The organism is Okeania sp. SIO3I5, assembly GCF_010672085.1.
In the GTDB taxonomy this organism is placed as follows: Bacteria; Cyanobacteriota; Cyanobacteriia; order Cyanobacteriales; family Microcoleaceae; genus Trichodesmium.
The window spans coordinates 1-7800 of the sequence record NZ_JAAHHT010000340.1 but is presented as its reverse complement, the minus strand read 5'-3'; the positions used below and the strand labels follow the sequence as shown (position 1 = coordinate 7800).

Annotated in this window: 2 protein-coding genes; both read right to left on the bottom strand. The window is 40.4% G+C overall.

The genetic code is table 11. The annotated features are described in order from the left end of the window. Positions 1-685: 685 nt before the first annotated feature. Positions 686-4513, bottom strand: a complete 3828-nt coding sequence (locus tag F6K40_RS37105; protein ID WP_293144272.1) for an Ig-like domain-containing protein — start codon at positions 4511-4513, stop codon at positions 686-688. A 621-nt stretch (positions 4514-5134) separates the two neighbouring features. Continuing rightward, entirely contained in the window at positions 5135-7384 is a 2250-nt protein-coding gene (locus F6K40_RS37100) for a PD-(D/E)XK nuclease family protein (RefSeq protein ID WP_293144269.1), read from the bottom strand. Positions 7385-7800: the final 416 nt, after the last annotated feature.

Here is a 7800-nt window from a genome sequence, read left to right as displayed (position 1 = left end):
GATATCTAGTAAATAGAAAGTTAAGTTAGAAAGGGCAGGGAATAGAAATTTTTGAGTTAATTCTCTCTTCCCTACTCCCTATTTCCTATTTCCTCTTCCCTATTATTTTTGATTTTTACAGATATCTCGTCAATGGAAAGTTAAGTTAGAAAGGGCAGGGAATAGAAAGTTTTTAGTTAATTCTCTCTTCCCTACTCCCTATTTCCTATTTCCTCTTCCCTATTATTTTTGATTTTTACAGATATCTCGTCAATGAAAAGTTAAGTTAGAAAGGGCAGGGAATAGAAAGTTTTTAGTTAATTCTCTCTTCCCTACTCCCTATTTCCTATTTCCTCTTCCCTATTATTTTTGATTTTTACAGATATCTCGTCAATAGAAAGTTAAGTTAGAAAGGGCAGGGAATAGAAAGTTTTTAGTTAATTCTCTCTTCCCTACTCCCTATTTCCTATTTCCTCTTCCCTATTATTTTTGATTTTTAGAGATATCTCGTCAATGGAAAGTTAAGTTAGAAAGGGCAGGGAATAGAAAGTTTTTACTTAATTCTCTCTTCCCTACTCCATACTCCCTACTCCCTATTTTATATAGAGATGTCTAGTAAATGGAAAGTTAAGTTATAAAGGTAAGGAAATAGAAGGTTGTTACTTAATTCCTTCTTCCCTATTCCCTATTCCCTACTCCCTAATTTTTATATAAAGTCAAAATCATCCGCCTCAATAATAGTTGAAATTTGGTCTTCGTCAGGTTCAATAGATTGAAGAATACCTAACTCAAAAGCAGGCAAACTATCATCAGCTAGACTGCTGTCATAACCAAGGATATATTTGTTACTTTTACCATTGAGGTAAACAAAGAAAGCAGGGCGATCGCTCGATCCATTTTGTACATTTAAGGCAGCATTGACTGCTTGTGCATCATCAAACTTACCTTCAAAAATCACTAATTCGGCATCAGCAATACTCAAACCTTCAGAACCAATATTTTCGTCCTGGAGAATCACATCAGAAAAACCATCATCCGTTATCTCCCCGAAGTTAGCAGATGTAAATAGGAATGTATCTTCACCTTTGCTGTCAAAATCAATGATTATATCAATACCTTCGTCAGCAACCTCATAAAAGAAGAAATCATTTCCACCACCACCTGTTAACCTGTCCGAACCAGACCCTCCTGCTATAGTATCATTACCAACACTACCATTAATTTGATCATTGTTGTCACCGCCTTGGATAGAATCATCTCCTATATCCCCAAGAACCGTATCTTGACCAGAACCAGCATCTATCGTGTCATTACCATCATCACCGACTATTGAGTCATCACCCTCTTCTCCAAATATTAAGTCGTTCTCTGAACCACCAGAAACGGTGTCAGATCCTGCACCACTATTAATACTATCGTTATCAGTACCACCATCTATTAGATCGTTACCCTCTCCACCAGTTACAGAATCGTTATCAACTCCACTGCGAATAGTATCATTACCTGCATTCCCAGCTATACTATCTTGCCCACCTGCTCCCACAATAGAGTCGTTACCTTCTCCACCGGCGATACTATCACCACCTTCTCCTCCTAGTAAATTATCGTTACCAGTCTCTCCAAAGATACTGTCATTTCCTGTATCTCCAGCAATTAGATCATTCCCGTCATTACCAAACAGACTGTCGCTGCCATCTCCCCCTCTGAGAGTATCTGCTTGAGGTCCACCGGATAGACAGTCATCACCAGAGTCACCAAAAATAGAGTCATCTCCTTCATCACCACTAATATAGTCACTGCTACTCAAACCATTAATGGTGTCGTCTCCTGTTAGACCCAAAATATTATTACTGAGGGCGGTACCAGTGAAGTTATCATCTTCATTAGTTAATGTTTTAGTATCATCTGTAATCCCTATGCTGAATGAAGTTACTGGCACTTGACCGCCAGAAGGATCGGAAACCGTATAACTGAAAGAGTCGTTACCTGCTGTATCATCGGGAGTAAATTGTAGTAGGTTATTGTTAATATCTTCTTGAGTGAAGGTATCTCCTTCTCGTAATGGGGAATTTCCTCCTATTCTTATATCCCCTAAATCTGGAGCATCTGCTATTGTATAAGTTAACTCACCAGGAGTATTGTCAGGATCTGATGCTTGTAAATTATTCTCAGTAATGAACTGTATACCTGAATCTTTTTCTACTACTATACCAGTATTGTTAATTAGCACTGGTGGTTGGTTAACTGTAATCGTTACATTGGCACTATCGCTTCCCCCTTCGCCATCACTAATAGTGTAGCTGAAACTCTCAGTACCAAGAAAGTCAGTATCTGGAGTATATTCAAATACCCCATTGCTTTTTACCACTAACTCTCCATTGGATACAGAGGTAAAGTCAATTACTGTTAGTGAGTTGCCCTCTGGATCGGAGTCATTTTCTAATACATTGAACTCTACAGATGTATCTTGACTGCTTTCTACCTCATCATTTTGCGCATTAGGTGGAAGGTTGGGAATAGGCGGTGGTGTTGGTGGTTCTGGTGTATCTGGTGGTTCTGGTGTATCTGGTGGTTCTGGTGTATCTGGTGGTTCTGGTGTATCTGGTGGTTCTGGTGTATCTGGTGGTTCTGGTGTATCTGGTGGTTCTGGTGTATCTGGTGGTTCTGGTGTGTCTGGTGGTTCTGGTGTATCTGGTGGTGTGGGAATCGGAAACCCACCAGCACCAATAAAGCTACCAGCATTAATAGTATTACTTTCAACCCCTACTAAAATAGCTAAGAAAGGACCATCAGAACCATTCTGAATGATGGTATCACGACTTGCCACATTAGGACTTTGGAAAATAACTAAATCGTTAAACCCTAAACCACCTCCTAGACGAATTAGGTCTGCACTAGCATTAAAGTCTAAAATAATATCTGCATCAAAAATTTCCACTCCACCATTTTCAGGACTAATAAAAAATGTATCATTACCCTCACCACCAACAAGGGTATCTGTGCCTAAACCTCCTACTAAAGAGTCGTTGCCAGAATTTCCTTGAGCTACATCGTTACCATCCCCACCATCTATAGTGTCATTGCCAATATTCCCTAGAATTTCGTCGTCACCTTCGCCTCCAAATATTGAGTCGTTATCTTCATCCCCACTCAGTATGTCTACTCCTGAACCTCCAATTATTGAATCGTTCCCAAAACCACCAGATACTTCATTGTTGCCTGAGTCCGTTAATATAGTGTCGTTGCCTCCATCTCCAAATAAGCGATCGTTACCTAGACCACCGCTGACAAAGTCCTCTCCTTCACCACCGCTGACAAAGTCGTCACCTTCTCCACCAAGAACATTATCGTTACCATCTCCACCTAAGACGGCATCATCACCTCTGTCACCAGACACGAAGTCATCTCCGGCATCCCCAGAAACATTATCGTTACCTCTACCTCCATATACGGTATCTCTACCATCCCCGCCACTTACAATGTCATTGTCGCGATCGCCAAATAATATATCATTACCATCTTCTCCTAAAACAAAATCGTCATCCCTTCCTCCACGGGCGTTATCATTCCCTTGATTGCCTGTAACTGTATCATTGTTCCGACCTCCGTTTAGAAAATCGTTATCTCCATCGCCTCTGATTTCATCGTTACCTGCTTCACCAAAGATGCTATCGTCACCCCCTGCTCCAAATATCACATCTACTTGGTCGCTACCAATTAAAAATTCATTCTCAGGAGTACCTTGAAATACTCCTTCGACTCTGATTGGCGCTCCTTCATTGAAAACTGTAATGTTAACTGTTGCTAGAGAACTTGTTGTGCCATTACTTGTCTCGTAACTAAAGCTGTCTGTTCCTATAAAGAAGTCTCTGGGGGTATAAGTGAAAGTACCTGTTCCATTTTCAACTAACGATCCATCATTCGGCAAACTAAAGTTAATGATGGATAGTCGGTTGCCTGTAGGATCGATGTCGTTTTCCAGGACATTAAAACTAACCGCTTGGTTTTGATTAGTTGTCACTGCGTCATCTATAGCTAGTGGTGGTGGCGGTGGTTCGGGTGCAGGGGTTGGTGGTGGTGTTTCTGTTGGTGTTGGAGATGGTATGGGCAATAGCTCTAACTCGCCCTCAATAATCAGACCAATGAGGTTGCCTTGATCGTCTCTAACTTCGATAACTTCTGTTGGTGGTGGTGTTGGTTCTGGTGTTGGTTCTGGCGTTGGTTCTGGCGTTGGTTCTGGCGTTGGTTCTGGCGTTGGTTCTGGCGTTGGTTCTGGTGTTGGTTCTGGTGTTGGTTCTGGTGTTGGTTCTGGCGTTGGTTCTGGCGTTGGTTCTGGCGTTGGTTCTGGCGTTGGTTCTGGCGTTGGTTCTGGCGTTGGTTCTGGCGTTGGTTCTGGCGTTGGTTCTGGCGTTGCTTCTGGTATTGCTTGTAATGGTACAAACTCATTAAAATCATTAAAGAAACCTCGTATTGGAACGCCATTTATGATCATTGTAACTACTTCAACATTTGTAAGTACTCCTGCTGTTCCCATTATTTTTCTCCCTTTAAAAATTTTCTTGAAATTTGTTGACGATATCTATTGACAAATAAACGTTTTTATAATGCAAGTCCCGAATTTCCATCAGTCCTAAATTTTAGCAAAAATTAGTAGTCTGTGTCTGGAAGTCAGGAGTCAGAACTCAGCATTCAGTAGAATTTTTGGTAGTCCTGCATTGTAATGGTGAAAATATATATTTTTTAATTTCTTCCCACACCTCCCACACGGACCACACTCTCTCTACCATTCCTCAGCACCACCACCGAATTTTTTTTGTCGGGGTTCCCTAGAACTGGTTCCTTGCTAGAATCCTTATAGCAGTTTTCATGCTGGATAGACCACAGTTCTAATCATCGGGGGGCAGTCCGGGAAGATTTGTATACTATGAAACTAGCCTTTGACTTCTTACTCCGTACGGACGTTTAGCTTGCATCACAACGCACGTTAACGCGGAGCGACATGGAATAGGAGCATTCCGGAACGGAAAACGCATTAATGCTCAAGCAACGTCCCTACTAACTCCTTACTCCGTACGGACGCCCTTATGCAACGTCCCTACCTCCTTACTTATTACTCATTACTCCTGACTCCTTCTTCAAAATGTGAATTATCCAACTAACCAGTATACGACATAGAACTGTAGACCAAAGGTAAAAGTGGCCCGGTTTGTTCCTGTCCATTGACAGCCAAATCGCTGTGACAAAGGTAAATCCGATATTCATTTGACCCATTAACAGAACTAGAGTTGGAATAACCGACACGACTTAATAAATCTAGCAAAATTCGTCGCAATCTTTCCCGATCCGATTTTTGAGTATCTTCAATAGTCCAAGATTTTCCTAATTGGCCTTGCAAAAATAATGGCGCTCCGTAGAGAGTAGCACTACCCCCACTTAACCACAAAGAAGAACCAATATCTAACCAAAACTGCCATCTATGACATTTGCGACTAGCTCGGTATTGAAAAATCGTCGCCAAAGTAACTGTGGGAGGCGAATTACCTATTGAACGAACTGGATACGGATTTGCACTAACCACACCTCTGCGTAAAAACTGGATAAATTTCTCCACTGTACTAGAGGATGAATTTTCCTCCACTGGATTATCAGTCATAAGTTCTGTTACCTGAAATTGGGAGTTTTGTTGTAGTCTGCGCTCTACTTCCCAATAGTGGGTTGCTGTTTCCATCAATTCTCGTAGCGCTGCTAACTGAGCAAAAGAAAGATAATTAGAAATAAAAAATTTCTGAATTGCTCTATCTAATAGAAAGATAGGGTTTGGCACTTGACGTTGTTCCTGTTGCGATCGCTGTTTTTCTATCCACTCTAAAATCTGATTATAAATACGAGTTGCTCGATACCCCACCCTATCCCATCGAGAAAAAGTTTCTATAGGTAGTAAGCGTGGATGTGTAATATCTGGGTAAAAGCAATGATCCGCTAATAAACCTGCCCGTACTGGATCTATATCGTTAGTCTTGTGTAAATTTTCCTGAGCATCTATTTCTTTTTCCCCTTTTTTAATTGATCTGTGACTTAATACCACTAGCATTTCTGCCACAGCATCACGATCTACTAAACGACCCAAACCAGGATAAACTAAAGTTAAAATACTCAACAATGCTCGAATCATCGGATAGCTAATTAGAGGACGTTGTTCTTTAAGAGATTCCACAGCAATTCGATTCTTATTTAGAATTGAAATTAAACTATAACGAGCGATGGCATCTAAACCAGGAGCTATTATCGCCACTTCTTCTGGTTTTACTATACCCAAATTTATATCTTTAGCGATCGCCTCTGCTGTTTCTCGTAATAAAGATGCCCGCGATCTAGTTTCAATGGATTTAAAATAAGTTGGAAGTTGATAAATAGAATTATTCAAGTAATTCTTGACGACTAACTCGACAATAGGTTCCCCTATTTCTTGTGCTAAATTCCGCTCTGCCTCTAATAGTTCTATTTGACAGCGTTTCTGTAGTTCTGCTAAACATTCCGGGTCAGCTCCCAAACCTAACCTCACACTACCATCAGGATTATAAGTAAAAACACCTGCAGAACCATTATCTAACAGAAAGTCGAACAACTGATAAATTATAGCTGGATATTCATCCACATCATCTGCCAAAACAAAAGGATAGCGAGGAATTAAATGTTGTTGATAGGTAGAATTTGGCAATAGATACCGCCAGTACAATTCCGTAATTATTCCGTAAGTTAGGAAACCTCTTTGGCAACACCAATCTCGCCACTGTTGTAGTAATTCTACTATATTGGCATAGAAGTCTTCTGGGGCACTTGGCGAACCAGTTCCTACTTCATTAAATCCCTCTTGTAAAATCATTCCGATTTCTTCTGTGGGAGTGCAACTGAAAGCAGCCAACTGAAACAAGTCTAGAGTTCGACGTATCATCCGCTCTAAACTAACTCCTGGCTGTTGTAATTTCTCTATCTGGGGACGCCAAAATCTACCAGCAAGTTCCTGTTCTGTTTCGGGGCGTAATCGCAAAGGAAACTGGCCGCTCAAGTCCAATGCTTGGATTAGCAATGGCCAAAATAAGATTACCTCATCCTCAAAGAAACCTAATGGGGTAGTTGAGTGATAGGGGTATTGTTCTGATGTGGCCTCGGAAATTCTGTCCATTAAATTAATCCGGTTTTCTGCATTAGCAGCCAAGATTAAGATTTGGGGTTCAGTATATTGGGAGTCCCCTATATCGCTTTTGAGGTTTTCTGGCCTCACTGTGGGGACAATTTGATTGAGGGGAGATTGAATCTGTTGGCCTCTGATGCAGAATTCTTCTATTAACCGAGTTGTTTTACCACTAAGAGTTGGTCCTGTAATCCAAAGGGAAGAAGATGGCAATTTTGGCTATCCTTTGTCTGGTTGAGAAACTAGATTATATTATGGAATTATTGGTTTTGATGCTACGTTTAGAGATTTATTAGTATAATTAAAGTTTTGGACTAGAAATTTTTTCGATTTGGAGTTGAGCTGGAAACTATAACGTTGGAGTTTTTGCTGAGAATTTATTATTAGGATAAGTCAAAATTTCGGACTAGAGATTTTTTCGATTTGAAGTCTACCTCAAAACTGTAACGTTGGAGTTTTTGCTGAAAATTTCCTATTATTAGGATAAGTCAAAATTTCGGACTAGAGATTTTTTCGATTTGAAGTCTACCTCAAAACTGTAACGTTGGAGTTTTTGGTGAGAATTTCCTATTATTAGGATAAGTCAAAATTTCGGAGTAGAGATTTTTTCGATTTGAAGTCTACCTCAA